The 26,428-nt window shown below is 69.3% G+C and carries 24 protein-coding genes; 14 read left to right on the top strand and 10 right to left on the bottom strand.

The window, feature by feature from the left end; all coding sequences use genetic code 11:
- Nucleotides 1-12: 12 nt before the first annotated feature.
- Genes NX1_RS00600 through NX1_RS00590 form a run of 3 tightly spaced genes read right to left on the bottom strand, consistent with a single transcriptional unit; the run spans nt 13 to nt 3,343 of the window.
- Nucleotides 13-2,253: a heavy metal translocating P-type ATPase gene (locus NX1_RS00600; protein ID WP_068051939.1), complete on the bottom strand. Its 2,241-nt coding sequence runs from the start codon at nt 2,251-2,253 to the stop codon at nt 13-15.
- Nucleotides 2,250-3,137, bottom strand: coding sequence for a DUF8832 domain-containing protein (locus tag NX1_RS00595; RefSeq protein ID WP_068051936.1), 888 nt, complete (start codon nt 3,135-3,137; stop codon nt 2,250-2,252). Before NX1_RS00595 ends, NX1_RS00600 begins: the two co-directional genes overlap by 4 nt.
- On the bottom strand, nt 3,137-3,343 hold the full coding sequence (locus NX1_RS00590; protein WP_068051933.1) for a heavy-metal-associated domain-containing protein: 207 nt from the start codon (nt 3,341-3,343) through the stop codon (nt 3,137-3,139). The genes NX1_RS00595 and NX1_RS00590 overlap by 1 nt, the downstream gene beginning before the upstream one ends.
- A gap of 151 nt (nt 3,344-3,494) precedes the next feature.
- Here NX1_RS00590 and NX1_RS00585 point away from each other — a divergent pair, with 151 nt between their 5' ends.
- Together NX1_RS00585 and NX1_RS00580 are read left to right on the top strand one after the other, a co-directional pair.
- Nucleotides 3,495-4,430: a 4-(cytidine 5'-diphospho)-2-C-methyl-D-erythritol kinase gene (locus NX1_RS00585; protein WP_068052800.1), complete on the top strand. Its 936-nt coding sequence runs from the start codon at nt 3,495-3,497 to the stop codon at nt 4,428-4,430.
- Nucleotides 4,431-4,525: 95 nt separating this feature from the next.
- Entirely contained in the window at nt 4,526-6,316 is a 1,791-nt protein-coding gene (locus tag NX1_RS00580; RefSeq protein ID WP_068051930.1) for an ABC-F family ATP-binding cassette domain-containing protein, read from the top strand.
- 110 nt (nt 6,317-6,426) lie between these two features.
- Here the strand turns inward: NX1_RS00580 and NX1_RS00575 are convergent, their stop codons facing one another.
- Together NX1_RS00575 and NX1_RS00570 are read right to left on the bottom strand one after the other, a co-directional pair.
- Nucleotides 6,427-7,347 (bottom strand): Abi-alpha family protein, encoded by a 921-nt coding sequence (locus tag NX1_RS00575; RefSeq protein ID WP_068051927.1) that lies wholly within the window; start codon nt 7,345-7,347, stop codon nt 6,427-6,429.
- Entirely contained in the window at nt 7,338-8,660 is a 1,323-nt protein-coding gene (locus NX1_RS00570) for a DUF445 domain-containing protein (RefSeq protein WP_068052797.1), read from the bottom strand. The genes NX1_RS00575 and NX1_RS00570 overlap by 10 nt, the downstream gene beginning before the upstream one ends.
- A gap of 364 nt (nt 8,661-9,024) precedes the next feature.
- On the opposite strand from NX1_RS00570, the gene NX1_RS00565 reads away from it, so the two are divergent.
- From NX1_RS00565 to NX1_RS00555, 3 genes are all read left to right on the top strand, one after another.
- The gene (locus tag NX1_RS00565; RefSeq protein ID WP_068051924.1) at nt 9,025-9,900 is read left to right on the top strand and encodes an Abi-alpha family protein; all 876 of its coding nucleotides are present in this window, start codon (nt 9,025-9,027) and stop codon (nt 9,898-9,900) included.
- Nucleotides 9,901-10,179: 279 nt separating this feature from the next.
- Nucleotides 10,180-10,707, top strand: a complete 528-nt coding sequence (locus NX1_RS00560; RefSeq protein WP_068052794.1) for a nuclear transport factor 2 family protein — start codon at nt 10,180-10,182, stop codon at nt 10,705-10,707.
- Nucleotides 10,704-11,660 (top strand): RNA polymerase subunit sigma-70, encoded by a 957-nt coding sequence (locus tag NX1_RS00555; protein WP_068051921.1) that lies wholly within the window; start codon nt 10,704-10,706, stop codon nt 11,658-11,660. The genes NX1_RS00560 and NX1_RS00555 overlap by 4 nt, the downstream gene beginning before the upstream one ends.
- A gap of 92 nt (nt 11,661-11,752) precedes the next feature.
- Here NX1_RS00555 and NX1_RS00550 read toward each other — a convergent pair whose 3' ends face one another.
- Nucleotides 11,753-13,396 (bottom strand): peptide chain release factor 3, encoded by a 1,644-nt coding sequence (locus tag NX1_RS00550; protein ID WP_157119466.1) that lies wholly within the window; start codon nt 13,394-13,396, stop codon nt 11,753-11,755.
- A 308-nt stretch (nt 13,397-13,704) separates the two neighbouring features.
- Between NX1_RS00550 and NX1_RS00545 the strand changes: the two genes are divergently transcribed.
- Entirely contained in the window at nt 13,705-14,301 is a 597-nt protein-coding gene (locus NX1_RS00545) for a 50S ribosomal protein L25/general stress protein Ctc (protein WP_068051916.1), read from the top strand.
- A 23-nt stretch (nt 14,302-14,324) separates the two neighbouring features.
- Nucleotides 14,325-14,906, top strand: a complete 582-nt coding sequence (gene pth / locus NX1_RS00540) for an aminoacyl-tRNA hydrolase (protein ID WP_068051913.1) — start codon at nt 14,325-14,327, stop codon at nt 14,904-14,906.
- A 51-nt stretch (nt 14,907-14,957) separates the two neighbouring features.
- On the opposite strand, the gene NX1_RS00535 is transcribed toward pth, so the two are convergent.
- On the bottom strand, nt 14,958-16,604 hold the full coding sequence (locus NX1_RS00535; protein WP_068051910.1) for a fatty acyl-AMP ligase: 1,647 nt from the start codon (nt 16,602-16,604) through the stop codon (nt 14,958-14,960).
- A 149-nt stretch (nt 16,605-16,753) separates the two neighbouring features.
- Nucleotides 16,754-17,446: a lysophospholipid acyltransferase family protein gene (locus NX1_RS00530; protein WP_068051907.1), complete on the bottom strand. Its 693-nt coding sequence runs from the start codon at nt 17,444-17,446 to the stop codon at nt 16,754-16,756.
- 97 nt (nt 17,447-17,543) lie between these two features.
- On the opposite strand from NX1_RS00530, the gene NX1_RS00525 reads away from it, so the two are divergent.
- The 3 genes from NX1_RS00525 (at nt 17,544) to NX1_RS00515 (ending at nt 19,458) form a co-directional block, all read left to right on the top strand.
- The gene (locus NX1_RS00525; RefSeq protein ID WP_068051904.1) at nt 17,544-18,107 is read left to right on the top strand and encodes a TetR/AcrR family transcriptional regulator; all 564 of its coding nucleotides are present in this window, start codon (nt 17,544-17,546) and stop codon (nt 18,105-18,107) included.
- An 85-nt stretch (nt 18,108-18,192) separates the two neighbouring features.
- The gene (locus NX1_RS00520) at nt 18,193-19,098 is read left to right on the top strand and encodes a hypothetical protein (protein WP_068051901.1); all 906 of its coding nucleotides are present in this window, start codon (nt 18,193-18,195) and stop codon (nt 19,096-19,098) included.
- 96 nt (nt 19,099-19,194) lie between these two features.
- Entirely contained in the window at nt 19,195-19,458 is a 264-nt protein-coding gene (locus NX1_RS00515) for a hypothetical protein (protein ID WP_084500722.1), read from the top strand.
- Here NX1_RS00515 and NX1_RS00510 read toward each other — a convergent pair.
- Both NX1_RS00510 and NX1_RS00505 read right to left on the bottom strand, forming a co-directional pair.
- Entirely contained in the window at nt 19,455-20,372 is a 918-nt protein-coding gene (locus NX1_RS00510) for a ribonuclease Z (RefSeq protein WP_068051898.1), read from the bottom strand. The genes NX1_RS00515 and NX1_RS00510 overlap by 4 nt on opposite strands.
- Nucleotides 20,372-21,550: an aminotransferase class V-fold PLP-dependent enzyme gene (locus NX1_RS00505; RefSeq protein ID WP_068051895.1), complete on the bottom strand. Its 1,179-nt coding sequence runs from the start codon at nt 21,548-21,550 to the stop codon at nt 20,372-20,374. Before NX1_RS00505 ends, NX1_RS00510 begins: the two co-directional genes overlap by 1 nt.
- Nucleotides 21,551-21,787: 237 nt before the next feature.
- Between NX1_RS00505 and egtA the strand changes: the two genes are divergently transcribed.
- From egtA to egtD, 4 genes are all read left to right on the top strand, one after another.
- Nucleotides 21,788-23,098: an ergothioneine biosynthesis glutamate--cysteine ligase EgtA gene (egtA, locus tag NX1_RS00500; RefSeq protein WP_068051891.1), complete on the top strand. Its 1,311-nt coding sequence runs from the start codon at nt 21,788-21,790 to the stop codon at nt 23,096-23,098.
- A gap of 100 nt (nt 23,099-23,198) precedes the next feature.
- Entirely contained in the window at nt 23,199-24,539 is a 1,341-nt protein-coding gene (egtB, locus tag NX1_RS00495) for an ergothioneine biosynthesis protein EgtB (protein ID WP_068051888.1), read from the top strand.
- Nucleotides 24,539-25,366 carry an ergothioneine biosynthesis protein EgtC gene (gene egtC, locus NX1_RS00490; protein WP_068051885.1) on the top strand — a complete coding sequence of 276 codons (828 nt, stop codon included), beginning with the start codon at nt 24,539-24,541 and terminating at the stop codon, nt 25,364-25,366. Before egtB ends, egtC begins: the two co-directional genes overlap by 1 nt.
- 83 nt (nt 25,367-25,449) lie before the next feature.
- A complete protein-coding gene (egtD, locus tag NX1_RS00485) occupies nt 25,450-26,421 on the top strand; it encodes an L-histidine N(alpha)-methyltransferase (protein WP_068052788.1) in 972 nt (323 codons plus the stop codon).
- Nucleotides 26,422-26,428: the final 7 nt, after the last annotated feature.

Here is a 26,428-nt window from a genome sequence, read left to right as displayed (position 1 = left end):
GTCCTCGATCGGTCAGCGGAAACGGCGTAGCCGCAGGCTGTTCGTGACGACGAAGACGCTCGAGAAGGCCATCGCCGCCCCGGCGAGCATCGGGTTGAGCAGGCCCGCCGCGGCCAGCGGGATGGCGGCCACGTTGTAGCCGAAGGCCCAGAACAAGTTGCCTTCGATGGTGCGCAGGGTGGCGCGGGACAGGCGGATCGCGGTGGCGACGGCGCGCAGGTCGTCGCGCATCAGCACGATATCGCCTGCTTCCGCGGCGACGTCCGTGCCGCCGCCCATGGCAAGCCCCAGATCGGCGGCGGCCAGGGCGGGCGCGTCGTTCACGCCGTCGCCGACCATGGCGACCACCCGGCCCTTGTCCTGGAATTCGCGGACCACGCGCAGTTTGTCGTCGGGGAGTACCTCGGCGGTGACCTCATCGATGCCGACGCGGTCGGCGACCGAACGAGCCGTCGTCGCGTTGTCGCCGGTGAGCAGCACCGGGGTCAGTCCCAGGGCGCGCAGGTCGGCGATCGCGGCGGCGCTGGTCGGCTTCACCGCGTCGGCCAGCACCAGGATTCCGCGCGCCGCGCCATCCCAGGCGACCGCGATCGCCGTCGCGCCGTCGCGCTCGGCCTTCTCTTTCGCAACGGCAAGGCGCTCCGGGACGACGATGCCGCGTTCGGCCAGCAGTTCCGCGCGGCCGATCACCACGTCCCGCCCGTCGACCAGCCCGCACACGCCCTTACCGCCGTGACTCGTGAACCGCTGCACCGGCGCCAGGCGCAGCCCGCGTCCACGCGCACCCGCCACCACCGCGCGGGCGACGGGATGCTCGGAGCCGTGCTCCACCGCCGCCGCCAGTGCGAGCAATTCGTCTGCCGGGGTGCTCGATTCGACGCCGCGCTCGTCCGCGATCACCTCGATCAGCGTCATCCGGCCGGTCGTGACCGTCCCGGTCTTGTCCAGCACCACCGTGTCGATGCGCCGCGTGGACTCCAGCACCTGCGGGCCCTTGATCAGGATTCCCAGCTGCGCACCGCGTCCGGTGCCGACGAGCAGTGCGGTGGGCGTGGCGAGTCCGAGCGCGCACGGGCACGCGATGATCAAAACCGCGACCGCGGCGCCGCACGCCACCGCCGTCGGCGCACCGGTGATCAGCCAGTAGGCGAGTGTGAGGCCCGCGATCGCGAAGACGATCGGCACGAATACCCCCGCCACGCGGTCGGCGAGCCGCTGCACCGGGGCCTTGTCGTTCTGCGCCTCCTCGACCAGCGCCGCCATCTGGGCCAGCTGGGTGTCGGAGCCGACGCGGGTGGCGCGCACGGTGAGCAGGCCGCCGGTGTTCACCGTCGCGCCGATCACCGCGTCGCCGGGGCCGACGTCGACCGGGAGCGACTCGCCGGTCAGCAGGCTCTGGTCCACGACCGAATCGCCCTCCAGCACAACGCCATCGGTGGCGATCTTCGCGCCGGGCCGCACCAGGAACCGATCGCCGACGCGCAACGCGTCGATGGGCACGAGCACCTCGGTGTCGCCGCGCAGCACCGAGACTTCCTTGGCGCCGAGTTCCATCAGGGCGCGCAGCGCGGAACCGGCGCGGTCCTTGGCCCGCGTCTCGGCATAGCGGCCTGCCAGGATGAACACGATGACGCCTGCGGCCACCTCGAAGTACACGTCGGACGCGGCGTCGGCGCGGGCGATGCCGAGGCTGAACGAGTGCTTCATGCCCGCCATCCCGGCGTGCCCGAAGAACAGCGCGTATACCGACCAGCCGAACGCGGCCAGCGTGCCGACCGAGATCAGCGTGTCCATCGTCGCGGTGCCGTGCCTGGCGTTGATCAGGGCGGCGCGATGGAATTCGTACCCGCCCCAGCACACCACGGGGGCGGCGAGGGTCAGTGAAAGCCATTGCCAGTTCTCGAATTGCAGCGCGGGAACCATCGCCATCGCGATCACCGGCACGGCCAGCGCCAGGCTGACGAGCAGGCGGTGGCGCAGTGTGGCGAGCTCCGCGTCGTGAGACCGGTCGGCCTCGGTCGCGGGCGGTTCGGGCAGGTGCGCGGTGTAGCCCGCGTTTTCGATGGCGCTGATCAGCTGATCAGCCGAAACAGACTGTGGATAGCGAATTTTTGCCTTCGCCGTGGCGAAATTGACGGTGGCCGTGACACCGTTGAGCCTGCCCAGTTTCTTTTCGATGCGCGCGGCGCAGGACGCGCAGGTCATGCCGCCGATCTCGAGTTCGAGAGCGGCATGGCCCGCGGTCGCGGTCATCGGTGTTCGCCACCCGAACGGTGTCCGGCGCCGGATGTGGATGGCGTTGTGGAGAGCGGCTCGAATTCGAGGGTGAATTCGGCGGTGTGCACCGAACCGCCGTGCGCGAATTCGAAATACAGCCGGTAGGGCCCTGGCACGGGCGGCTCGACGTGGAACGCCGTCCCCGGGCCGGGGCTCGTCCGGCCGACCTCGCCCTGCGGATGCGCGTGCAGGTAGGCGAGGGACGGCGCGTGCAGCCCGACGAGGTGCGCGTAGGCGCCGAGGTACGGCTCGAGATCGGTGACGGGCCTGCCGTCGCGGGTCACGCTGAACCGCAGGTCGCCGGAGTCACGCTGCAACCGGACCTGGTAGCCGCCGTCCACCGAAGCGGTCTCGCCGACGGGCGGCAGGGGCCGCGCGGCCGCGTCCCCGGCGACCGTCACGGTGTGGCTCAGCACCAGGCCGCCCGATCCGGCGCCCGTGTCCGGCGCGAAGTCGGCGAAGACCCGGTACGTCCCCGGTGCGGCCCAAGTCCACTCGACCGACCAGGTGCCGTCGGCCGCCATCGCCGGATGCGTGTGCCGGAACTCGCCGCCGTCCGACCTGGCGACGACGAGATGCAGGGGCTTCTCGTGCCGGACGGCGAACCGGGTGACCGGCGCGCCGTCGGCACCGGTGATGCGGAAACTCAGGGGACCGGCGCGGTTCGGCGACGCGGGGGCGCTCAGGTCGGCGAGGGTGTAGCCGGACTCGGAGTCCGACAACCCGGTCGACCGATACGACCCGTCGTGCTCGACGCCCCGCTCGGACGGATCGCCCACCAGGGCCCCGATTCCGAGCGCTGCGCCGAGCAACACGACGAGCCCGCCACCGAACGCGGCGAACCGCAGCCGATCCCGCATCAGACGGCGACCTCGTATCCCGCCTCGTCGACCGCGGCGGCCACGTCGGCGTCGGCCAGCGGCGCGGCGCTGTCGACGCGAACGGCCCCGGTCGCGAGGTCGACGTCGACGCTGGTGACGCCATCGATCTTGCCGATCTCCATCTTGACCGAGCTGACGCAGTGCCCGCAGGTCATTCCCTTGACGGTGTAAGTGGTGGTGGCCATCTCCAACTCCTTCGCTCGCTGCAATCATACGGTGCCGGGGTATCTCCGACGAAGGAGAACATACCCCCTGTGGGTATATGAGCGCAAGGGTGGGTGAACGACCGATATCGAGCCCGGCGGTTGTCGGACCCACCCACTAGGCTTGAACACCGTGTTGTCAGTAGTGCCAAGCCCCGTCACCGTGCGCGCGCCGTCGAAGGTGAATCTCCACCTCGGCGTCGGCGACCTGCGCGCGGACGGGTACCACGACCTGACCACGGTGTTCCAGGCGCTCTCGCTGAGCGACGATCTCGAGCTGGCGCCGTCGTCGGCGCTGACCGTCCGGGTGACCGGTGAGGGCGCGGCCGACGTGCCGACCGACCGCAACAATCTGGTGTGGAAGGCCGCCGTGCGCCTCGCGCACCTCGCGGGCCGGGCGCCGCTGGTGGAAATCACCATCAGCAAAGGCATTCCGGTCGCGGGTGGCATGGCGGGCGGCAGCGCCGACGCGGCCGCCGCGCTCGTCGGCCTGAACGAGCTATGGGATATCGGCCTTTCCCGCGACGAATTGTCCTCGGTCGCCGCCGAACTCGGCAGCGATGTCCCGTTCGCGCTGCACGGCGGCACCGCGCTCGGCACCGGCCGCGGCGAACGGCTGCTTCCTGTCCTGTCTCGCAATACCTTTCACTGGGTGCTCGCGCTGGCCAAGGGCGGGCTGTCCACGCCGTCGGTCTTCGCCGAGCTGGACCGGTTGCGCGAGCTGGGCGACCCGCCGCGGCTCGGCGAACCCCAGCGGTTGATGCAGGCGCTCGCCTCCGGCGATCCGCACCAGCTCGCTCCGCTGCTCGGCAACGACCTCCAGGTGGCCGCGGTCTCGCTGAAGCCGGAGCTGCGGCGCACGCTGCGCGCCGGTGTCGGCGCAGGCGCGCTCGCGGGTCTGGTTTCCGGCTCCGGACCCACCTGCGCCTTCCTCTGCGAGAGCGAGGACGCCGCCGTCGCGGTGGCCGCGGAACTCGCCGGCGCGGGCGTCGCCCGCAGCGTCCGCACCGCGAGCGGACCGGTGCCGGGTGCGCGCATCCTCGACACGGACGCGTCGGCCAAGCGCTGATCCCGCCGCGCTTCGACCGCGCGCGGGCACGACAGGCCGGGTGAGTAGGCTCGTACGGTCGGCAAATCACCCGGAGAGGCGGGCTAGCAGCGTCCATGTCCAACCTGATCAACCTGGAGCAGGTTTCCAAGAGCTTCGGGATCAAGCCCCTCCTGGACAACGTCTCGCTCGGCGTGCACGCGGGCGAACGTATCGGCGTCGTCGGCCTCAACGGCGGCGGCAAGACCACGCTGCTCGAGGTGCTCACCGGCATCGAGGAGCCGGACAGCGGCCGGGTGAGCAGGGTCGGCGGACTGCGCTTGGCCGTGGTCACCCAGCGCGGCGTGCTGCCCGAGGGCGCCACCGTCGGTGAGGTGGTGCTCGCCGGTCTGGCGGACGATCAAATGACCGACGGCGTCGCCGAGCACGAATGGGCGGCGAACCCGCGGATCCGGTCCGTCCTCGAGGGCATCGGCATCCAGGGCCTCGGCATGGAAACCCCGGTCACCAATCTGTCCGGCGGCGAGCGCCGTCGCGTCGCGCTGGCCGCCGCGCTGGTGCGCGAGCTCGACCTGCTCGTGCTCGACGAGCCGACCAACCACCTCGACGTCGAGGGCGTGCAGTGGCTGGCCGCGCATCTGCTGAGCCGCCGCTCCGCCCTGGTCGTCGTCACCCACGACCGCTGGTTCCTCGACACCGTCGCCACCAATACCTGGGAGGTCGTCGGCGGCAAGGTCGAAAGCTACGAAGGCGGTTACGGCGATTGGGTTTTCGCCCGCGCCGAACGGGCCAGGCAGGCCGACGCCAGCGAGGCGCGCAGGCGCAATCTGGCCCGCAAGGAGCTGGCCTGGCTGCGGCGCGGCCCGCAGGCGCGCACCTCGAAACCGCGCTACCGGGTGGAGGCCGCCGAGGCGCTGATCGCCGACGTGCCCGCGCCGCGCGACAGCGTCTCGCTGGCCGCGTTCGCCCGAAAGCGCCTGGGGCGGGTGGTCATCGAGCTCGAGGACACCACCCTCACCACGCCGGACGGCCGGGAACTCGTGCACGACCTGACCTGGCGGCTCGCGCCGGGGGAGCGGGTCGGCCTGGTCGGCGTCAACGGCTCCGGCAAGACCACCTTGTTGCGCGCGCTGGCCGGTGACGGCGCGCCCGCCGCGGGCAAGCGCATCCAGGGCCAGACGGTGCAGATCGGCTGGTTGCGGCAGGAACTCGACGATCTGCCGACCGATATGCGCGTGCTAGAGGCGGTGCAGCAGGTCGCGCAGCGAATCATGCTCGGCGACAAGGAGATCTCGGCCGGACAGCTGGCCGAGCGGCTCGGATTCACCCCGGCCCGTCAGCGCACGCCGGTCGGCGATCTGTCCGGCGGCGAGCGGCGCAGGTTGCAGCTCACCCGTATCCTGATGGCCGAGCCCAATGTGCTGTTGCTCGATGAGCCGACCAACGACCTGGACATCGACACCCTGCAGCAGCTGGAGGATTTGCTCGACAACTGGGCGGGCACCCTGGTGGTCATCAGCCACGACCGCTACCTGATCGAGCGCATCTGCGACTCCACCTGGGCGCTGTTCGGCGACGGGAAGCTCACCAACCTGCCCGGCGGCATCGAGGAGTACCTGAAGAAGCGCGCCGCGCTGAGCGCACCGGCGCCCGCCCGCGCGTCCGCGGACAAGCCCGCCGCCGCGGCCACCGATGCCGCGGCCTACCGCGCGGCCCGCAAGGAGCTCACCCGGCTGGAGCGCGCCATCGACAAGCTGACCGAACGCGAGGGGCGCCTGCACGCAGCCCTCGCCGACGCGGCCACCGAACCGGACAAGCTCGTAACCCTCGGCGCCGAACTCAAACAGGTACTCGCCGAGAAGGAAACCGCCGAAGAACGCTGGCTCGAGCTCGCCGACGGTGTCTGACCACCCGTTTTCATCCGGTCGACGCGGTCCCACACGTCTTCCGCACGATTCACACAAGCCTCGGTGAAGCGTGCGCGAGGTCTGTGGCAACGAAGCGATGCGCGGTTTGCTCAGCTGGATTCGGCGCGGCCTTCGGTGACCACCGGGAGGCAGGTCTGGACGAAGTCGGTGCCGAAGGTGGTCAAGACGATGCTCCGGTAGTGCACCTTGGTGCCGAATCCGGAGCGCTTCAACAGTTCTCGCACCGGTGACTGCGCCTCGAGCAGCTGGTAGCGGTTCGGGTTGTCGACCGGTTCCTTGGCGAACTCGATCAGCCCGAGCCTGCGCAGGTTGGTGAGGTACTGGGGCACCCGGTTCGGAAAACGCAACCCTGCCTGTTCGCCGATCAGCGTGAGCCCGGACAGGTAGCGCTCGGCGCCGAGCGCCCTCGGCCGCCCGACGCGGATGTCGATCGAGGGCTGCGGGCCGTCCACGTGCAGGAAGCGCAGGATGCGCGCCTCGTCGGGCGTCAGCTCCGCGAGCATTCCGGCGAATGCCGGATGAATCTCGGATGCCTCGGCGTGCGTGCTCGCCGAGAGACGCAGCAGCGCGGCACCCTGCTCGCGCAGGGTGGGCACGGCCGGATCGGTGCGTTCGGGCGTCGCGGCGGGCAGGCCGAGCGCCCGGCGCAGTGCGTCGCGGACCTCGGCTTCGGCCTCGGCGAGCACCTCGCGCGGCGGCACGCCCGCGATGCTGCCCTTCACCACGGTGCCGGTGACGCCGAGCGCGGTGTCGACGGTCCACGCGGTGACTTCGGAGGCGGCCGTGAAGGCGACTTTGGCCACCCCGCCCGCGGCGCGCACGGTCTCGCGCGGCGACGGCACGCGCCGTTTCGCGGGCGGCTTCCCCGCCGGTTCGATATCGGAGAGCGGCCACCGGGCGAGCTCCGTCGACGGCGCGACGAACTCGGAATGCTCGGCGGCCTGGCTATCGTCGCCGACCGCGTCGGCGTCCGATCCCGCGTTGTTCTCGCCCGAGCCCGTCATAGCCATGTCGTCGCCACTCCCGTTCCGAAGATCAGAATGTGAGCGTATCCGGCCAAGAGGCCCAGTGCGCCGCCATGGACGAAAAGCAGCCATTCATCCTGTTTGATGGCCGAACGCAGCATTTCCACGAAGTCCGGCGGCTGCAGGGCGGACATCTGTTTGGCGATGTAATCGTTGATCTGCTTGCCCTGCTGGACATTGAAGTCCGGATCGGCGAACGCGATCGGCGCGATGGACATCGCCTCGGTGGTCAGCGTCGCCTGCAGCGAGTCGTATTCGCGGCTGCCGAGCATGAATTTCACCGCGGGTCGCGCCGGGCCGAGCGCTCGGTCGGCGGCCGGGCGCAGGGTGTCCTCCAGCATCTGCATGGTGCGATCCGAGCGCGGACCGTTGAGCAGTTCGTCGCCGATGTTGGCGACCGTCATCACCTGGCTGGACACGAGTTCGGCGTAGCCGTCGGTGATCTCGGACTGCCGCTTGATCAACAGGCCCTGCCGCCACGGGCACCACCACTTCGGGTACGCGGGGGCGAAGATCATGTTGATGCCGATCCAGTTGACCACCCACCCGATGATCACACCGCCGATCGGCAGCACCACCCACGTCGACAATCCGGTGACGTGCAGGATGAGTACGAGCAGCGCCCCCATCGGCGCGCCGAAGTAGAAACCGAAGTTCTGCATGAACCGCAGCTCTTTGGCGCCGAGTACCTGGAACAGCGTGTTGAGCAGCTGCGGGCGCGCCTGGAAGTAGCGGATCACCATCTGTTTGACGTCGATCAGCTGATCGATGTTGGCGCCGAGTTCCTCGGTCAGCTCGCGAAGTATGTCGGGCAGCTGCTGGCGCACCCGCGCGTGCACCATGTCGCGCACCTGGCTGGGCAGGTTGTACCAGAGCTGCGGGTGCTCGCGGCGCAAAATTTCCTCGACGATATCGGTGATCTGCGCGTCGGCAATGCTGGCCAGGTGCTCGGCCAGCTTGTCGGGTTCCAGTTCGCGATAGAAGTCGGAGACGCTACCGAGCTTGGCGAGCCCTTTGTCGACGGCGATGCTGGCCATTTTGTCGGCGCGCGAGGGAACGATGCCCTGCCAGCCCATTCTGCCGTCGTAACTCAGCAGCGGCAGTACTTGGATTCGCTTGGGCAGGAATGGGTAGAGCGCCCGTAGGCCGGGCACTCGGACGCCGTGAAAGGCGATGGGCTGGAACAGCATGAGCACGCCGGTCCAGTTGGTGATGTAACCGATCACTCCTGTGAAAAGCGGAATGGTCAAAAGCTCGAGGAGGATCGTGGGGTGAACTCCGAAAACACTCTCTAACAACGACACCCTCCTGCCGAAAAACCGGTGATCGCCGCCTCACCGGCACCCCAAAGTAGCACCCAGTCGGCAGCTGGACCCTATTGTGAGTTGCGGCGCTTCGTCCACAACTCGACGGACCGGACCGCGCGGCAGTGTCTGAGACATCGGTCACAGTATCCGTCTCGAATGCCGCATTGTCTCGGTCGGAACGAGAGAATGACGTCCGCCACATCCATTTCGCGGATGAAAGTCGCTGGGGTGCTGGCGATCGGGTCCGGCGGATGGGGTCGGCCGGGACGCGCGAACAGTTGGGGTTCGCTACGCCTGGAAGGCGGTCGGGCAATAATCTGTGGGCGGATTCGTTCACTTGGCGACGGAGTAGGACGTGGCAGACGACAGGACCGGACAGGACGTGACCCGGGCCGGTTCCCGCGCGGTAGAGCGCAGCTCGGATGTCGAACAGCGGCAGATCAGCAACGAGGCGAGGCTGATCCGCGGGGTGTTCCGGGCCGCGGGGCTGGCCGCGGGTACCGCTGTGCGCGGCGGACAATGGGCGGTGAACACCTCGTACGAGGTGACGAAGGAGATCGCCCAGGCCGCGCTGGACGGTGAATCCTCGGCGGAGATCGCCGAGCGGACGGGCAACGCGTTGCGCTCGATCGCGCGCAGCGCGCTCGGCGTGACCGAGGGTTCGGTGCGCGAAATCGTCAGTTACGTACCGACTCCCACGGGCGCGGCGCAGCAGGCCATCGCCATGGGCTCGTACCTGCGCTCGGCCACCACCGAGGAACTCAGGCGGCGCGGCGACGCGCTGCTGGCGCGTTCGGCCGACGTCTACTTCACCGAGGACGTGCACCCGGCCTACGACCGCATCCTCGACGAGATCGCCCCCGACGAGGCGCGCATTCTGCGCTTCATGTCGCTGAACGGCCCGCAGCCCGCGGTGGACGTGCGAACCAACCGTCCCCTCGGCATCGGATCGGAACTCGTCCAGGGCGACCTGACCTCGGTTCCGGAGCAGGCGGGCGTGCGGTACCCGGACCGCGCGAGGTCCTACCTCATCAACCTCAACCGGCTCGGCCTCACGCTGACCTCCGACGATCCCGTGGTGCTCAGCCGCTACATGGTGCTAGAGGTGCAGCCGGTGGTGGAGGCCGCGCTGAAGAAGGCGGGCCGCGCGCCGAAGATCGTGCGCAAGAGCCTGCGGCTGACCGAATTCGGCGAGGATTTCTGCCGCACCTGCTTTACCATCGGTAGTTGATCTTCCCGGGCGTCCAGTCCGTGCGTTGATAGCAATCTGATACAGATCTCCCAAACCGTGAAGCTCGGCGGCTTCGGATGGGATTGTTGAGGTATGGATCAGGGAAGCGGCGAGCAGGGGCTCGGCGACTCGACCGTCGACGCGGCCGAGGACACCGCCGAGCGTGCGGAAGCGACCGCCGATCGCGCGGCCGCCGAACCGCTCGACGGCGCCCAGCCGGAGGCCGCCGACGTCAGGGATCCCCGACGAGTCGTCCAGCCGCCCGCCGACCGGCCGGACCTGGACGATGTCACGGCCATCAGCCGCCTCAAGTTCCGCTACCTGCGCGCGCTGGACACCAAGTCATGGGAAGAATTCGCCGACACCATGATTCCCGAGGCCACCGCGACCTACAGCGAATACCTGCAGTTCGAATCGCGCGACGCCTTCCTCGCTTTCATGCGCAACACGCTCGGTCCGCACGTCATCACCGAGCACCGCTGTGATCATCCCGAGATCGACGTGGAAGGCGACACGGCAACGGGCACTTGGTATCTCGCCGACACCGTGCTCATCCCGGCGCACAACATGCTGCTGCGCGGCGCGGCCTTCTACACCGACCGCTACACGCGCTGCGACGACGGCCAGTGGCGCATCGCGCACACCGGATACGAGCGCACCTACGAGGTGGTGCTCTCGCTCAGCGACCTGCCGAGCCTGCGTCTGACCTCCAGCCGCTGGGGACTGATCGCGAGGGAGGACGGCATCGCGCCGGTCGAGCGCGAACCGGGAGCCGCGCCGATGCGCCAGGAGCCAGAGGCCGAATGACCGCGCAGCCGGCGCGGGTGACCGATCCGGAGTTCGAACGCATGGTCGCCCCGTTCCGCGCGGAACTGCACCTGCACTGCTACCGGATGCTCGGTTCGGTGCGCGAGGCCGACGACGCGGTGCGGGAGTCGCTGGTGCGGGCTCGGCGCGACTTCGACAAGCTGACCGAGCGCTTCGGACTGCGGCTCTGGGTCTACCGGATCGCGACCAGCCGTTGCCTGACCCTGCTGGAAACCCGCCGCCGCCGCGAACTGCCGGTGAATTTGAGTCCCGGCGCGGCGCTGACCGATATCGCCTGGCTGGATCCCTATCCCGACGCCGAGGTACGCGGCATGGCCCCCGACGCCAAGTATCAGGCGCGCGAGGCGGTGGAGCTGACGTTCGTCGCCGCACTGCAATATCTGCCCGGCTTGCAGCGCGCCGCGCTGGTATTGCGCGACGTCCTTGGTTTCTCGGCCCGCGAGACCGCCGAACTGCTGGAGATCAGCGTGGCCGCGGCCGACAGCGCTTTGCGGCGCGGGCGGGCCGGGGTCGAGTCGCGGCTGCCACGATCCCAGCGCGCGTCGCACCCCATGGCCGACGACGAGATCCGCGATCTCGCCCGGCAGTACGCGGACGCGTGGGAGGTGGGCGACGTATCCGCGATCGTCGCCTTGCTCAGCGCGGACGCGACGTACTCGATGCCGCCGCTGCCCGAGTGGTACGCGGGTCGTTCCGCCATTCGCGAGTTCCTGCTCGACGGTCCGCTGCGCTATTGCAGGCGCTTCCTGCTCACCTCGGCCAACGGCCGGCCCGCTTTCGGAACCTATCTCTGGAACGAGGAGCGCGGAGTCTTCGCGGCGATGGCGTTGGACGTGGTCGGGGTGCGCGACGGGCACATCACGGAAGTGGTCTCGTTCCTGGATCCCGAGCTCTTCCGCACCTTCGGCCTGCCCGCCGAACTGTTCACCTGAGATACCCGCCCGGATCGCCGATTCTGCTGCGGCCGCCACGAAATTGCCTGCGCTACACCGGTATTGATGCGCGGCTCAGCCGGTCGTTGCGGTCAGTTGTCGGCGGCGGCGACCAGCGGTTCGAGCGTCAGCTTCGGATGTTCCTTCTCGATGTACTGCAACCGCCACTTGTCGCTGAAGAGCGCGAGTAGCGCGCCGTCGCTGCGGGTGAACACCTCCACGCCGCGCTGGCGGCCGAGTTCGTCCGCCGAAGCGGCGTCGGTGCGCCTGGCCAGCGAGTAGCCGAGGTGTTCCATGGTGGTCTCGACGTTGAACTCCGCCAGCATGCGCGCGGTGACCACCTCGAACTGCATCGGGCCGACGGCGGCGAGCACCGGTGCGGCGTCGCCGCGGACGTCGTTGCGCAGCACCTGGACCACGCCCTCGGAATCGAGCTGGTCGATGGCCTTGCGGAACTGCTTGTACTTGCCCGCCGTCCGCGCGCGCAGCAGCGCGAAGTGCTCCGGCGCGAAGGACGGGATCGGCGGGAACTCCACCTTCTTGTCCACGAACAGCGTGTGGCCCGGCGCCAGCGCGGTCGCGTTCACCAGGCCGACCACGTCGCCCGGGTAGGCGGTGTCGACGGTGGCGCGTTCCCGGCCGAACACGGTCAGCGCGTACTTGGTGGCGAACGGACGTCCGGTCTGCGCGTGCGTCACCACCATGCCGCGCTCGAACTCGCCGGACACGATCCGCATGAAGGCCAGCCGGTCGCGGTGCGCGGTGTCCATACCGGCCTGCACCTTGAACACCACCGCACTGAACGGATCGGTGGTGTTGCGCGGCGTGCCGTCGACGGCCTTGCGCGCGCCGGGCGCGGGAGCCAGCGCCACCAGTGTCTCCAGCAGCTGGCGAACACCGAAGTTCAGCATCGCGGAGGCGTAGATGACCGGCGAGGTCTGTCCCGCGAGGAACAGCTCCTGGTCGTGGTCCTGCCCGGTGGCCGAGAGCAGTTCGCTCTCCTCGACGGCGGTGGTCCAGGCCTCGCCCTCGCGCACCTCGGCGGATTCGGGGGTGATCGATTCTTCCGGCGCGATCGTCGCGCCGCCCGCGGTGCGGGTGAAGTGGATGTATTCGAGCGCCTCACCGTCGGTGCCCCGGCGCAGCAGACCGCGGAAATCGCCCGCGATACCGACCGGAAGGAACAGCGGTGTCGGGGTGAGGCCGATCCGCTCCTCGATCTCGTCGAGCAGCTCGAGCGGCGCGCGGCCAGGCCGGTCCCACTTGTTGATCACGGTGATCACGGGGATGCCGCGGTGGCGGCAGACCTGGAACAGCTTCAGCGTCTGCGGCTCCAGACCCTTCGCGGCGTCGATGAGCATCACGGCCGCGTCCACCGCGGTGAGCACCCGGTAGGTGTCCTCGGAGAAATCCGAGTGACCCGGGGTGTCGACCAGGTTGATGACGCTGTCGACCTCGGAGCCCGCGGCGCGGTAGTTGAACTGCAACGCGGTGGAGCTGACCGAGATGCCGCGCGCCTTCTCCATCTCCATCCAGTCGGAGACCGTCGACTTGCGGCCCGCCTTGCCGTGGATCGCGCCCGCCTCGGAGATCATCCGCGCGTGCAGCGCCAGCGCCTCGGTGAGCGTCGACTTGCCCGCGTCCGGATGGGAGATCACTGCGAAAGTGCGGCGCCGGGCGACCTCGGCGGGCAGTCCGCGCGGGGTGGGCGCGACGACGTCCTCAGGGGCGGTCAACGTGAGCAACCTTTCGCAGGCGAGCGAACGAACAACCTGTCCAGATTACGCGACCGGGGTTGCGCGCCGCCGAACCGCGTCTGACCACCCGATTCATAAGCCGCGTGTGGCCTGGGGTATGGTGTTCGGGTTGTCTCGGCGAGGGTGTCCGCAGACGTTTTTGCGACACCGTGATCGACGCGGCGCGGCTTCCGGCCGTCCTCGTTCGGTCTTCGCCCCGACGAGTAGACCAGAACCCAGCCCAGGGCGCCACCCTCCCTGGCGGGCACCTTTGACAGCCCGGAAGAGCCGTAGGAGTAGATCCAGTCATGTCCGACGTCAACCTTCTCGAAGCCGCCGTACGCACCGAGTTCGGCAAGGGAGCCGCGCGTCGCACCCGTCGCGCGGGCAACGTCCCCGCCGTGCTGTACGGCCACCAGGCCGACCCGCAGCACCTCGCACTCAACGCCCAGGCCTTCGCCGCCATCCTGCGCGAGCACGGCACCAACGCGGTGCTGAACCTCGTCATCGACGGCAAGAAGCAGCTGGCGCTGACCAAATCCGTTGTGGTGCACCCGATTCGCCGCTACATCGAGCACGCCGACCTGCTCATCGTCAAGCGTGGCGAGAAGGTCACCGCCGATGTCACCGTCACCATCACCGGTGACGCCGCCGCGGGCACCCTGGTCACCCAGGAAGCCACCACCATCTCCATCGAGGCCGAGGCGCTGAACCTGCCCGAGACCATCGAGGTCTCCGTCGAGGGTGTCGAGCCGGGCACCCAGATCACCGCGGGCGAGATCCAGCTGCCGTCCGGCGTCGCCCTGGCCGCCGACGCCGAGACCCTGGTCGTCAACGTCATCGCCGCGCCCGCCGCCGAGGCGGAGGCCGCCGAGGGTGCGGCCGAGGCCGAGAGCGCCGAGTAAAGGACGCCCGGAACCGTTCGTCGATGACCGAATCCACGACCGGGCCCGTGCTCGTTGTCGGACTTGGCAACCCAGGTCCGGAATACGAGCGCACCCGGCACAATGTCGGTTTTCTGGTCGCCGACGTGCTCGCCGAGCGCGTCGGCGGCCGTTTCGCCGTGCACAAGAAGTCCGGCGCCGACCTGCTGCAGGCCCGCCTCGACGGCCGCCAGGTCCTGCTCGCCAAGCCGCGGTCCTACATGAATCTCTCCGGAAGGCCGGTGGCCGCGCTCGCCCGGTTCTTCTCGGTGCCGCCCACCGAGGTGATCGTCGTGCACGACGAACTCGACCTGCCCTTCGGTGCGGTCAAGCTCAAGCGCGGCGGCGGTGAAGGCGGCCACAACGGGCTTCGGTCCATCTCCAGCGCGCTGACCACCAAGGATTACGTGCGCACCAGGATCGGGATCGGCCGTCCGCCCGGCAGGCAGGACCCCGCCGATTTCGTGCTCAAGCCGTTCTCGACGCCGGAGCGCAAGGAAGTTCCTGTGATCGTCGAGCAGGCCGCCGACGCGGTGGAACTGCTGCTGCGCGTCGGGCTGGAAACCGCGCAGAATCAGTTGCACTGAATCGAGCGGTCGCGTCGCGCTCAGCCGCGGACCGGCGAATTCCTTTGCCCGTCAGTGCAAGTGGATCGCCGTAGCGGAGCGGCGCAGCTTCCCCGACGAGGTCTTGGGCAGTGCGCCCGGGCCGAGCACGGCCACCGTGCGGGGACGGACGCCGACCTCGGAGAATACGGCGTGCACGATCTCGCGCTCGATGCGCTTGACCTCGTCATGGTTCTGATGGTCGTTCGATTCCACCACCACCGCGAAGCTTTCGCGCTTCTGTCCCGCGTCCAGCCGGACCGCGACCGCGTTGCCGGGACGCACGCCGGACACGCGCATGGCGGCCCGCTCGATGTCGGTCGGGAAGATGTTCCGGCCGCCCATGATGATGACGTCCTTGATGCGGCCGCAGACCACAACCAGACCCTCGTCGGTGAAGTAGCCGATATCGCCGGTGTCGAGCCAGCCATCCTCGTCCTGGGCCGGGCGGAATCCGTCGACCGTCACATAGCCGGAAGTCACCGCGGGCCCGCGCAATTCGATGACGCCGACGGAACGTGTCGGCAGCGGTTCCCGTTCGGAATCGACGACGCGGCCCTCCAGTTGATCGACCAGGTAGCCGAGCGTCGGCAGGCGGCGCACGTTGGTGTGGGCGACATGCTGTTCCGGCACCGGAACCGCTTTGCCGAGCGCCTCGAGCAGGTCGGCGTCGATGACATCGAGTACCTGTCCGTGGCCCGCGTCGGGGACGGAAACCGCGAGCGTGGTCTCGGCCATCCCGTACACCGGAGTGAGCGCCATCGGATTGAGCCCGAAGCGTTTTCCGGCCTCGGCGAGGGCGTCCATGGTGTCGGGGTCCACCGGCTCGGCGCCGTTCCACATGTAGCGGACGCTGCTCAGGTCGAGCGAGCCTTCCTCGGCCTGCTTCAGCCTGCGTGCCAGCAAGGAGTACGCGAAATTCGGTGCCGCCGTGACCGTTCCGCGGTACTTGTCGATCAGTTCGGCCCACAGTACCGGCCGCATCAGGAAGTCCAGCGGTGTCACGCACACTACCTCGGCGCCGAATTGCATGGGAACGCTGAGGAATCCGACCATGCCCATGTCGTGGAAGAGCGGCAGCCAGCTGATCATCACGTCGTTGTCGAGCTGGAATTTCACCCGATCGAACATCGCGTAGGCGTTGACGTAGAAGTTCTCGTGCGTGATCTGCACCGCCTTGGGCGATCCCGTGGAGCCTGAGGTCAATTGCAACAGGGCGACATCGGATTCGGTGGTCGGCACGGGATCGGTGTCGGGGCCCTCCGGCAGCTGGTCGATCCGGACCACGGTGATGCCGCGCTCGCGCAGCAGCGGTTCCGCCGCCTCGAACGGCGCGCCGAGGACCACCGCCCGCGCTTCGATCATGCCGAGCACGGTCTCCGTGTCGCGAGCCCACACCGCCAGGTCGGTGCGCGGGGTCGGCTGATGCAGCATCGTGATCGACGCGCCGCGCATCCAGATCGCTTGGCAGGCAGGCGCGATGTCGACCGGCATGCCCGCGAGCACGCCGACCGCGTGGCCGTGGTCGATGCCCGCTGCCGCGAGTCCGCCCGCCATCCGGCGCGCCGTCCGGTGGATCTCGCCCCAGGACTGCCGCAGGGGCGCGTCCGGCTCCCCGGTTACCAGCCCGTGGCTGGTGGACCGCGCCGTCGCGTACATCTCGTCGGTGAACCTGCTCACTGTCGGACTCCTCGTCACACGATGGACCGAGCACCCGGCCTCTTCCCACTATCCCGCGAGAACGCCGCGACGTTAACCCCCTGCCGCGACCGAGACGCGTGCGGCGCGGTATTCGTTGCGCTCGGGCCGTCGCTTCGGTTTCTCCCTGATCAGGTGTGGCGCCGCCGCCTCTGCGTACTCGTGCCGCGGGACGAGAAGGTGGCGGCGTAGGAGTCCACGTACTGCCGGCCCGATCGCCGTGCCAGCTCGCGCATCAGCGCGTCGGTTTCGGTCCGCGCGTCCGTGCGCGCACCGGCGGGCGGGTAGTGGCGCGGCGCGCCGAAGTGGATGCGCACCTTGGCGAATCGCCACATGCGGCTACCCGGCGGGTTGACCCGGTCGGTGCCGGACAGCACGACGGGCACCACCGGCGCCCCGGTCTCGATGGCCACCCGCAGTGCCCCGGTCCGGCCACGGTAGACGCGCCCGTCCGGTGAGCGGGTGCCCTCCGGATGGATGGCCCAGATACCGCCATCCGCCAGAATGCTGGTCGCGGCCGCGAGCGCGTCCGCCGCCGCGGTGCCGCCGGTCCGGTCGACCGGTACCTGGCCCGCGACCGTGCAGAACCAGCGAGTGAACCGGCCCTGCCAACCGGTGCCGGTGAAGTACTCCTGCTTGGCCAGGAAGGTGACCCGTCGGGGTAGCACCAGCGCCAGATACAGCGAGTCGATCACCGCCAGATGGTTGGCGGCGATGATCACTGGCCCGCTAGGAGGCACGTGCTCGAGGCCGACCACCTCCGGTCGGCCGAGAATTCGCAGCAGCGGACCGAGCAAGACGTGCTTGAACAGGTGATACCACAAAGGAGCCCTCCATCGGCGAACGTGTAGACAATGTCTACACGCCGTGCGTAGACATTGTCTACCCCGCTGGCCGTCGCCGGTCCGGTGAAGGGGCACAATGTTTCGCGTGGCAGGCAACGAACCGCTGAGCGAACGACTGATCGCCGTCGGGGTCGATCTGTTGGAACGGGAAGGCCCGGACCGGCTCGGGTTGCGCGCCATCACCCGCGCCGCGGGCGTTTCGCACGGCGCGCCCCGCCGTCACTTCCCCACCCACAAGGCGCTGCTCGCGGCCATCGCGGCAAGAGGGTTCGCCGACCTCGCCGAGCGTTTCGCCGCGTCCGATGACGCGGGCGCTCCGACGCGAGGCCGGCTGCGCCGCATGGCCGTCGAGTACGTCGGCTTCGCCGCCACCCGTCCGCAGATGTTCACCCTGATGTTCCGGCACGATCTGCTCGAGGGTTCCGGGGAGAACCTGCGCGTGACCACACTCCCGATCTTCGACCGCTTCGCAGATCTCGTCCGCCAGGCCCGCCCCGCCGCCCCCGATCGCGCCCTCGTCCTCTGGACCGCCCTGCACGGCTTGGCCACCCTTCGCGCCAACCGCAGCCTCGCCCTCGTCGCCCCCACCGCCGACGACTCGGAACTGGTCGAGGAAATCCTCGAATTACACCTCGCCTGAACAACTTTCCGCTGGTACGGCGCGTCGCGGAACGGCACGCCGACGGTGATCGGTTCCGTCGGCGCCGACCGGTACTGTGCCGCGCATGCCATCGCAGCAGCATGAGCTGATCATCGATATGTTCCGGGCTCGACCGGACATGATCCCGCCGTTGCTGGCAGCGCTCGGCTGGCAGCTGCCCGAGTTCGACAAGATCGAGAACCTGTCCGGTGACCTGCCGATCCTGGCTCCGACGGAATACCACGCGGATTCGGTAGCGGTGCTGCATGCCGCGGCAGGGCCGGTGCTGGCGGTGGTCGTCGAGGTCCAGCTACGCCCTGATCCGGACAAGCGATGGTCATGGCCGGTGTACGTCGCCGCACTGCGAGCGCGGTGGAAGTGCCCGACCGTGCTGCTGGTGCTGTGCCCCGACGACCGGACCTCGCGGTGGGCGGCGAAGCCGATCGATTTCGGGTACGGCCACCCCTATGCCAGGCTGGTGCCGCTGGTGCTCGATCCGTCTTCCGTCCCGGTGGTCACCGACCTGGAAACCGCCAACACGCTGCCGGAACTCGCGGTGCTGTCCGCTGCGTCGCACCACACGCACCCGGACAACTCGAAGGTGTTCGCGGCCGCCCTCGCGGCGCTCGAGACCTTCGATAAGGACCGGGCCGACCTGTACTATGACTTCATCCTGACGAGGCTGCCGCAAGCCGCCCGATCCGTTTGGGAGACGCTGATGACTGCCACGCTCCGCAATTACGAGTACCAAAGTGACTTTGCCCGTCGGTATTTCGCCCAGGGCAAGCAGAGGGGCGAAGCGGAAGGGCACAAGAAGGGCGAAGCGGAGGGCGAAGTTCGTGCCCTGCTGACGGTGCTGGAGGCACGTGGCATCACGGTGTCCGATGAGGTCCGCGATCGCATCACGGAGTGCACTGACATCGAGCTGCTGACGCAGTGGGTGCGCAGTGCGGTCACGGTCGCGTCGGCCGAGGAACTCTTCGAGGAGTAGCGCCGAGTCATCGGAGCGGGCGGCGGTGCACTTCGGCTCCGCTGGTTACAAGGTCATTGCTCTTTCAGGTGTCAACTACGGTGTGGGGAGACCTTGATGATGCGTGTCGGCATGCGTCCATACGAGTACCAGAGCGACTTCGCTCGGGGCTACTTCGCCGACGGCGAGAGGGCGGGCATACGACAGGGCAAACGGGACGCGATCAGAGACTCGGTGTTCGTCGTGCTGAACATGCGGGCGATCCCGGTGCCGCACGATGTCCGCGATCGTATCTCGGCTTGCGCCGAGACCGAGCAGTTGTCCGCATGGCTGCGGCGGGCGGCGGTTGTCGAGGACGCCGACGATCTGTTCCGCGATTAGCGGTGCGGCGGAAACGGGATGCGGGCCAGGTCTTCGGCGATGACCAGATCGCCGGTGAAGTACTTCTCGGCTTCGGCGCGGTGGCCGTCCAGGGTGCGGTAGCGCTGGGAGAAGTGGGTGAGGACGAGGGTGTGCACGCCGGCTTCGGCGGCGACGCGCGCCGCTTGGCCCGCGGTGAGGTGGCCGTATTCCTCGGCGAGGTGGGCGTCGGCGTCGAGGAAGGTCGCCTCGATGACTAGAACGTCTACGCCGGAAGCCAATTGGGAGACACCCTCACACAGGCGGGTGTCCATGACGAAGGCGAAGCTCTGCCCAGGTCTCGGCTCGCTGACCTCGGCCAGCGTGACAGTGCCGCCGTCGATCTGGAGAACGCCCTCGTGTTGCAGGCGGCCGATGTCCGGGCCGAGCACGCCGCGGGCGCGTAACCGGTCCGGCAGCATCCGATGCCCGGCGGGCTCGGTCAGCCGGTAGCCGAAGGCCTCGACCGGATGCGACAGCGGCACCGCTTCGATGCCGAAGGGCGCGTCCGGCGCGGGCAACGCACCGGGCCCCGCGATCGGCCGCGCCCGCAGCTCGACGGTCCGGTAGAACGCCGTGGCATTGCACAACCGCTCGAAATACGCCTCGCCGGAAGCGGGGTAGTACACGTCCACCGGGTGCGCGACCCGATCCAGGTTGATCCGCTGCACGATGCCGGGCAGCCCGAGGCAGTGATCGCCGTGGAAGTGCGTCACCGCGATCCGCGTGATGTCGCCCGCCGCCAATCCCGCGAACGCCATCTGGCGCTGGGTGCCCTCGCCGGGATCGAACAGCACTCCCTCGGCGCCCCACCGCAGCAGATAGCCGTTGTGGTTGCGCTGCTTGGTCGGCACCTGGCTGGCGGTGCCGAGGACGACGAGCTCGCGCTGCGACATCAGAGCGCGGCGACGGCGGCCACGAAGCGGTCCAATTCCTCGAAGGACACGAAGCAGTGCGGGGAGGCACGGACCACCGAGTCCAGACCCCGCGCCGTCATGTCCAGCAGCGTGGAACTGGCGAAACTGACCGTGACGGTGATGTTCTGGGCGGCGAGCCGGTCGCGCACTTCGATGGCGGTGCGCCCGTCCACCGTGAACGAGACGATGCCGCTGTGCCGGACACCGTTGTCGCGCACGGTGACTCCGCCGATCTCGGGCAGCGCCTTGCGCAGGTACTCCGCCCGCGCGCCGATCGCGGCGTAGACGTCCTCCGGCCCGAGATCGAGCAGGTATCGAACGGCGGCGCCCAGCCCGAGCCGGGCCGCCACATCACATTCCCAGAATTCGAAGCGGCCGGCGTCCGGCGCGAGCCGGTACTGGTCGGGGCCGGTCCACTCCGCGCTGTGCAGGTCGAGTCGCTGCGGCTCCATCGAAGCGGCCAATTCCGGTCGCACATAAAGGAATCCGGTGCCGCGCGGCCCGCGTAGCCATTTGCGCCCGGTGACCGAGAGCGCGTCGACGTCTAGCTCGGCCACGTCGATCGGGATCTGCCCCGCCGACTGGCAGGCGTCGAGCAGCACGAGCGCGCCCACCGAGTGCGCGATCCGCGTCGCCTCGGCGGCCGGGTTCACCAGCCCGCCGTTGGTCGGCGCGTGCAGCAGCGACACCAGCTCGACCCGTTCGTCGACCAGCTCGGCCATGGCGTCCAGGTCGAGTTGCCCGCTGCCGTCGTTCGGGATCTGCTCGACCGTCGCGCCCGTCGCACGGGCCCGCTGAATGGCCGCGATCGCGTTGCTGGCGTAGTCCGATCCGGAGATGAGCACACGGTCGCCGGGCCCGAGCGGGACGGAGTAGAAGAAATCGGCCCAGGAGCGCGTCGCGCTGTCGCTCAGGGCGATGGCGCCGGGGTCGGCGTTGATCAGCGCGCCGATGGCGGTCTTCACCGCGGCGAGATCGTCGAGGCGTTCGTTGGCGGCGCGGTAGCCGCCGATCTCGGCCTCCCTGCGCAGGTGGCCGACGACGGTGTCCACGACGATCCCTGGCGGAAGGGACGAGCCAGCGCTGTCGAGAAAAACCAGCCCGGAATCGGACCGGCAGCCCGGCGTGTCCTCGCGTACCCGTTTCTCGTCCAGCATGCCGACGACATTAACGGCACGGATGTCCCGGCGCAGGCGCTCGCGCAGCGCCGCAGGTAGGACCGTTTGTTCGGTTGCCGGACGGATTTTTGTCGGTATCCGTGGCTACCCTGGTTGGAACGGAACCACGGTGAGAGCGCGTTCGGATGGATGTTCGAGCGCGGACGACAGCGACACGAACCACGATGGCGCTCGGACGGATGTCCGGCCCGCGCACGAACTCAGGCGGAGGTTGGCATGGCAGCCATGCTCGAGCATCCGGAATCGGCCAGACGAGCCATCGAGCCCGGCGATTTGTCCTCGCGCGCGGCGGCAGAGGCCTACGTCGGCGGCGTCTGCTTCAAGCTTGGACCACCGACGCTGATCGGCGCCGAGCTCGAATGGCTCACCGTGCAGGGTGAGTGTTCGGCGTCTGGCCCCGCGGCAGGGCCTCGCCCGCAGCTGTCCGCATTCGCAGCCGCACTCGGACCACACGCTCCGCGGTCCATCGCCCCCGATTCACCTGCACTACCGCTACCGGGGGGAAGCCGGGTCACTCTGGAACCCGGGGGTCAGATCGAGCTCTCCAGCGCACCGTATGCCGCCGCCGCCGAATTGTGCGAGCGCCTTGTCGGCGATGCCCGCCACCTGCGCGAGCTGCTCGAAACCCAATGCATCAGAATCCTTTCCCTCGCCGCCGACGCGGATCGCCGCCCCAAGCGGGTGTTGCAGTTGCCCCGCTACCGCGCCATGGAGCAGTCCTTCGGCGGCATCGGCCCCTTCGGCAAGCTGATGATGTGCAACACCGCGGCCGCCCAGGTCAGCGTCGACGCAGGGGCCGACCGCGCCGAAGTCACCGCCAGGTGGACCGCGCTGTACGCCATGGGCCCGGCCCTTGTCGCCGCCTTCGCCTGTTCTCCCACACTTCGCGGCGCACCCGACGGCGCCTGGGCCTCGCAGCGAATGCGCGCCTGGCTCCGCCTGGACCATGCCAGGACCCGCCCGCCGGTGCAGGAGTGGTCGGACCCGATCGCGGCCTACGGCCGCTGGGCGCTCGATGTCCCCTTGCTGTGCGTGCGCAGACCCGACGCGGTCGCCAGCGGTGATGGCCCGGGATGGGCGGCCCCGCCGGGCGCGACCTTCGCGGACTGGCTGTCCGGCGCGCTGGACGACGAAATCGGCCGCCGACCCGACACCGCCGATCTGGACTACCACCTGACCACCCTGTTCCCGCCGGTCCGCGCCTCCGGTCACCTGGAGGTCCGCTACCTGGACGCGCAGCCGGGCGACACCTGGACGGTCGCGGTCCACGCCATCGACGCGCTGCTTTCCGCGCCCGCCGTCGTCGCCGAGGCGACCGCGCTGGCCGCGCCCGTGGCAGGCCGGTGGTTGCAGGCCGCCCGCTACGGTCTGGCCGACGCCGAGATCGCGAAGGCGGCCGTCGACCTGCTCGCCCTCGCCGCCGACAACGCCCGCACGCCGTCGGCGGCCCGCGAACTCGACGACGCCTCGCAACGATGTCGTCGCGGCCGCACTCCGGCCGATGTCCGGGTGGGGGCCGCGTCGTGAACCAACCAGCAGCGCGTGACAGCCACGCGCACAGCATCATTCGACGAGGCCGCGGCGTGACCGGTCCGTCCTGCCGCACTACCGCCCGGAGAGCGTTCCCGTGACCACTTCTTCCGCCCCCACCGACCATTCCGGCACCGAGCGACTCCGCGACCGGATCGCCGAGGTGCTCACCACCGCCCGCAGCAGAACCCTCGGCCTGACCGACGTCGTCGACGAGGCCGAACTCGTCGCCCAGCATTCCCGGCTGATGAGCCCGCTGGTCTGGGATCTCGCGCATATCGGCAACCAGGAAGAGCTGTGGCTGGTGCGCGACGTCGGCGGCCGCGAAGCCGTCCGCGCCGATATCGACGAGCTCTACGACGCCTTCAAACACAAGCGGGCCAATCGCCCCGAACTGCCGCTGCTGAATCCGACCGAGGCCCGCGGCTACGTCGGCACCGTCCGCGACAAGGTGCTCGACGTGCTCGACAGCAGCGCGCTGCGCGGAAACCCTTTGGTGGACGGCGGTTTCGCGTTCGGCATGATCGCACAGCACGAGCAGCAGCACGACGAGACAATGCTGGCCACCCATCAGCTGCGGACGGGGGCCGCTGTGCTCGCCGCGCCGAGCGCTCCCGCGGCGGCCGTCCCGATCTCCGGCGAGGTGATCATCCCGGCGGGCGAGTTCATGATGGGCACCTCCACCGATCCGTGGGCGCTGGACAACGAACGCCCCGCGCACCCGGTCCATGTGCCGACCTTCGCGATCGACGCCGCGCCGGTCACCAACGAGCAGTACGTGGCCTTCGTCGAGGACGGCGGCTACGAGCGCCCCGAGCTGTGGTCCGAGCGCGGCTGGGCGCATCGCGTCGAGGCCGGTCTGGTCGCGCCCCAGTTCTGGGACCGGGATCCGGCCGGGCACTGGTGGCGGCGGGTTTTCGGCGTGATGACCCCGCTGCGGCCGCACCAGCCGGTACTGCACGTCTGCTGGTTCGAGGCCGAGGCATACGCCAACTGGGCGGGCAAGCGGCTGCCCACCGAGGCCGAGTGGGAGAAGGCCGCGCGGTACGACCCGGACACCGGCGCCACCCGCCACTACCCATGGGGCGACGCCGAACCCGACTCCGCCACCGCCAATCTCGGTCAGCGCCATCTCGAACCGGCCGAGGTCGGCGCGTACCCCGCGGGCGCCTCGCCCGCGGGCGTGCACCAGTTGATCGGCGATGTCTGGGAATGGACGTCTTCGGGCTTCGAGCCCTACCCCGGCTTCCGCGCTTTCCCGTACCGGGAGTACTCCGAGGTGTTCTTCGGCGGCGACTACCGCGTGCTGCGCGGCGGTTCGTTCGGCACCGACCCGGTGGCCTGCCGCGGCACCTTCCGCAACTGGGATCACCCGATCCGCCGCCAGATCTTCTCCGGTTTCCGCCTCGCCCGCGACCTGGGCCGGGACGAGATCTGATGTGTCGTCACCTGGGCTATGTCGGCCCGCCCGCATCGGTGGGTGAATTGCTCACCCGCGGTACGCATTCCCTGCGCACCCAGGCCTGGGCGCCGAAGGACATGCGCGGCGGCGGCACCATCAACGCCGACGGCTTCGGCGCCGCGTGGTGGCGCGACGGCGCGGGAGGCGCGCCGGAGGCCAGCCGATACCGCAATGCCGACCCAATCTGGACCGATCCGGCCGTGGAAGAGGTGCTGCCCCAATTGGTATCGGGCGCGGTGCTCGGCTCGATCAGATCGGCCACGGTGGGGATGCCCATCGAACGGGCCGCGTGCGCGCCCTTCACCGACGGGCGCTGGGCGTTCAGCCACAACGGCGCGGTACCGGAATGGCGGAAGGTGCTCACCGCGGTGATCTCGGAGCTGGACGTGGCCGCGACCCGGGCGGGCGCCACCCGCCTGTTCGAAACCGCGCGGCTGCTCGAGGCCGAATCGTCCACCGACGCAGCGGCGCTGTGGGTGCTGCTGCGAGACCTGTTGCGGTCCGCGGAATCCGGCGGTTTCGCGAGTTCGCCTGCGACCGCGTTGCGCCTGCTGGTCGCCGCCGTGCTGCGGCATATGCCGACGGCCCGGCTCAACCTGCTGATCGGCGACGGCGAACAGCTGTGGGCGACCACGGTGCACCACGCGCTGTCCGCGCTGGTCACCGACGACGTGGCGATCCTCTCCTCCGAACCGTACGACGACGACCCGCGCTGGCAGCCGATCCCCGACCGAAAACTGGTGTACGCCAGGCCCGGCGTGCTCTCGATCGAAGAGCTGACGCCGCCCGACGACTCCGTGTGACCGACCGCGAAGCCGCGAGAGCCACCGCACCGATCCGGCCCGCGCTTCCGACCTCATCCGAGCGATACCGAAAGGCCTACGCAATGACCGCACCGACGCTGGATGTCTACCTATCCGACGAGGACCTCACCGCGGCACTGCGGTCCGACGCCACGCGCGGACTGACCGCCGACCCGAAGTGGCTGCCGCCCAAATGGTTCTACGACGCCCGCGGCAGCGAACTGTTCGAACGCATCACCGAGCTGCCGGAGTACTACCCGACGCGCACCGAACGCGCGCTGCTGGAACGGGTGGTCGGCGATATCGCGCGGACGGCGCAGGCCGAGGTCCTCGTCGAACTGGGCGCGGGCTCGGCGGCCAAGACCCGCCTGCTGCTCTCCGCATTGACCGCCGAGGGCCCGTTGAAGACCTATGTGCCGCAGGATGTCTCGTCGGCGGCGCTGCGGGCGGCGGCCGAGCAGGTCGCCGCCGAATTTCCCGCCCTCGCCGTACACGGCGTGGTCAGCGATTTCACCGACACGCTGCACAACCTGCCGGGCGGCGGCCGCCGCATGATCGCCTTCCTCGGCGGCACCATCGGCAATCTGGTGCCCGACGAGCGCGCCGATTTCCTCGCGGGCATCCGGGACGTGCTCGAGCCGGGCGAGCGGCTGCTGCTCGGCGCCGGGCTGGTCATCGAACCCGAGGTGCTCGTGCCCGCTTACGACGACGCCGCCGGTGTCACCGCCGAGTTCAATCGGAACGTCCTGCACGTGCTCAACCAGCGGCTGCGCGCCGACTTCGAGCCCGAGAAGTTCGCGCACGTCGCGCTGTGGGACGCCGAGCGCGAGTGGATCGAGATGCGGCTGGCGGCGACCGAGGACATGACCGTCACCGTCGCCGACCTCGACCTCACGGTGCACTTCGCGCGCGGCGAGCAGCTGCGCACGGAGATTTCCGCGAAGTTCCGGGTCGACGGCCTCGACGGCGAACTGGCCGCGGCCGGTTTCCGCACCGAGCGGGTGTGGACCGATCCCGACGACCGCTTCGCGTTGGTTCTCGCGGCGCGCGTCTGAACCCGCG

Origin of the sequence: Nocardia xishanensis NBRC 101358 (assembly GCF_001613365.1) — a bacterium.
GTDB classification, from domain to species: Bacteria; Actinomycetota; Actinomycetes; order Mycobacteriales; family Mycobacteriaceae; genus Nocardia; species Nocardia xishanensis.
This window is presented reverse-complemented; position numbering and strand designations above follow the sequence as displayed.